2 protein-coding genes and 1 pseudogene are annotated in these 2,647 nt (G+C 41.4%); all 3 read left to right on the forward strand.

What is annotated here, in order from left to right; all coding sequences use genetic code 11:
- Positions 1-557: pseudogene (locus tag O9300_RS04575) on the forward strand (IS110 family transposase); the annotation flags it as partial.
- A gap of 483 nt (positions 558-1,040) precedes the next feature.
- A complete protein-coding gene (locus O9300_RS04580; RefSeq protein ID WP_002799574.1) occupies positions 1,041-1,937 on the forward strand; it encodes an ABC transporter permease in 897 nt (298 codons plus the stop codon).
- A gap of 208 nt (positions 1,938-2,145) precedes the next feature.
- Positions 2,146-2,478, forward strand: a complete 333-nt coding sequence (locus O9300_RS04585) for a hypothetical protein (protein WP_287733278.1) — start codon at positions 2,146-2,148, stop codon at positions 2,476-2,478.
- Positions 2,479-2,647 lie beyond the last annotated feature (169 nt).

Below are 2,647 nucleotides of genomic sequence, written 5' to 3' on the forward strand. Positions count from 1 at the left end.
CCTTAATCAATCAACTTAGACAGCGCTTATGTTGTGAATTTCCGGAGATTGCACAAAGAGACTTTGAGTATATCGGGGTTAATGGGTACAATCCAACATTAGGACATATTGCCGGACTAAAGAAGAATTCGCGCATTAAAGCCACGTCCGGAACTGGAATCAGTGAATATAGCCAACTATTAGCTAACGACATTATCATGTATGAAACTAGAATATCAGTTAAAGAAGGGGAACTAAGCGAAATTCTAGAATTGGAACAATTTAATCCCTATTGTCAAGTATTTAATCAATTTCTTTTTGGTACTGTGACTAAAAGCTTGCTGCTTTTGCACTGCTACCCTATCGAAAGATTTTTATTCAACGGTAAGCCCTACTTTAGAGGGGATCATGATATCAGCTTGAGAAAGTTTCAAGCTTATCTAGGTTTAGGATATTCCTATCAGATATCTGGTGATACTTCAGCCAAACAAGACAAGATTAAAAAGTATTGGAAGGGGTCTGAACTTAATGCGCTCTCACTTGTATGCTCACGCACTGGTGACTATTTGCCCGAATAAACCCGCTAAAACTGAAATTATTAGCAAGCTTAAACATTCTTGGCTCAATCCCCGGATTCATATCCATTACGACCACGAAAATGGTCAAACAATCGAAAAAAAGAAAGAGTTACCCAGTTTTAAGGCATTGGGCAAGGATGGGCTATGCCGCTTGCTTTTTTACGAGACTAGGCTACTCTATCAACTTTTAACTCGTAATTTGGTAAAGTGATAGGGCAACTCAAAACAATGACAAGCGAACATAACATCCGAGAGCATACACACTTACCCCCCCGCATTGTATCAAAAGCTACAATTGAATAAATCTTTACATTCCTCTCCTCCATGGCTTACGCCCCTTGTATATTGGAGAAGTGGTAGAGTGTAAGCCTTTTTTTCGAGAGGATTTGCCGATCACCAGAACCCCAAGAGAGCCATCTGATCACTTATAAGCTGTTGACTATCTAAATTACTCGTTAAGACTGCATTAGAGGTAAATATTTCATGAGCCAAACCATCACACCTTCTTCCTTAAAAGCTAGTTTAGCCCCCAATCCCACTAGAGCAGCAACGGTGGACGATGGGGGAAATGTGCTAGGGGAATTTCTGCAAGAAACTCTGGCCATGACTAAACGTCTGTTCATCCAATTACAACGTCGTCCTTCAACCCTAATCGCGGGGGTAATTCAGCCATTTATGTGGCTGATTTTATTTGGGGCATTGTTTTATAAGGCTCCCCAGGGTCTATTCGGCAACGATCTCAGTTATGCTAAATTTCTCGCCCCCGGGGTGATTGTCTTTACCGCTTTTTCTGGGGCCTTAAATGCCGGTTTACCGGTAATGTTCGATCGAGAATTTGGCTTTCTTAACCGTCTCTTGGTAGCACCTTTAACCACTCGTTACTCGATTGTGGCCGCTTCTACCATCTATATTATCGCCCTCAGTTTCATCCAAACCGCCTCGATCGTGGCCGCTAGTGCCTTTTTAGGGGCAGGATTGCCCAGTTTAGCTGGATTAGGTGCAATCGCTTTGATTGTTTTCCTAATAGTTTTGGGTATGACTGCCTTAAGTCTCAGTTTAACCTTTGCTCTCCCCGGACATATCGAATTAATCGCCGTCATTTTCGTCACCAATTTACCGCTTTTATTTGCCAGTACCGCCCTCGCTCCCTTAAACTTTATGGCAGATTGGTTACAAGTAATCGCTAGTCTCAACCCTCTCACCTATGCGATCGAACCGATCCGTTATATTTATTTCAATCAGCACTGGTCTTTTGATAGCATAGTCTTACAAACCCCTTGGCTTGACCTCAATTTCTTGACAGTTTTAGGCCTGCTCTTAGCTTTCGATCTGCTAATCCTTTTGGCAATTCAGCCCTTACTTCGTCGTCGTTTTGCTTAAATCAGTTATCAGTTATCAGTTATCAGTTATCAGTTTACTTTCACTGAAAAGCCTGCAACTTTCTCACCACCAAAAACTAGACAAGTAAGTAGTTATAATTAAATTGAAGATAGATTTTGCCTCTGATTCCCCCTGCCCCCCTTGATAAGGGGGGGGCTGACAACTTTTAACACCTACCCACTTAATTTTCTGAGGAGTTAGTCAGATTATGAATACTCAAAAAATGTTAATCAAATCGTCTTTATTCCTAGCTACTATTTTATTGGTCGGGGCTGATTTTAATCCGCAAGTGTTAGCTCAAAGCTTGAACCCCAGTCAGCCAGATTATCAAAAAAATGAACGTAGTTCCGATGGCAGGGATGATCTCGGTGGTTTTAATCCTTTAGACTTGATTCATAATAGTAATTTTCGTCGTAGCCGGGACGGAGCGGAATTTCAGGAAGACACCCTCAATAATATCAACGAAGCGGCCGAGGAGTTTAAACGCAAGCAAAGAGAACAAATAGAAAATCTCCAAAATCCTGCCCCAGAAACCAAATAAAACCCTTTTTTTTGAGTAGCTAGACACAATTAGGGCTTGCTGAATAAATCTAAAAACCTTGTTGGATAAGACTTTTGGACTTTTTTCCCCTCAAAAAGTACCAGATATGGGAGTGATCAGGGGGAAATTCAGGGACTTTTTCCCTGAAAATTAGGTAATTGACCCCCTC

Origin of the sequence: Microcystis sp. LE19-195.1E, assembly GCF_027532095.1 — a bacterium.
Lineage (GTDB): Bacteria > Cyanobacteriota > Cyanobacteriia > Cyanobacteriales > Microcystaceae > Microcystis > Microcystis aeruginosa.

What these genes read in the sequence shown, in the direction of transcription:
- O9300_RS04580 (WP_002799574.1), top strand. Translation starts at nt 1,041, where the DNA reads ATGAGCCAAACCATCACACCTTCTTCCTTAAAAGCTAGTTTAGCCCCC.
- O9300_RS04585 (WP_287733278.1), top strand. Translation starts at nt 2,146, where the DNA reads ATGAATACTCAAAAAATGTTAATCAAATCGTCTTTATTCCTAGCTACT.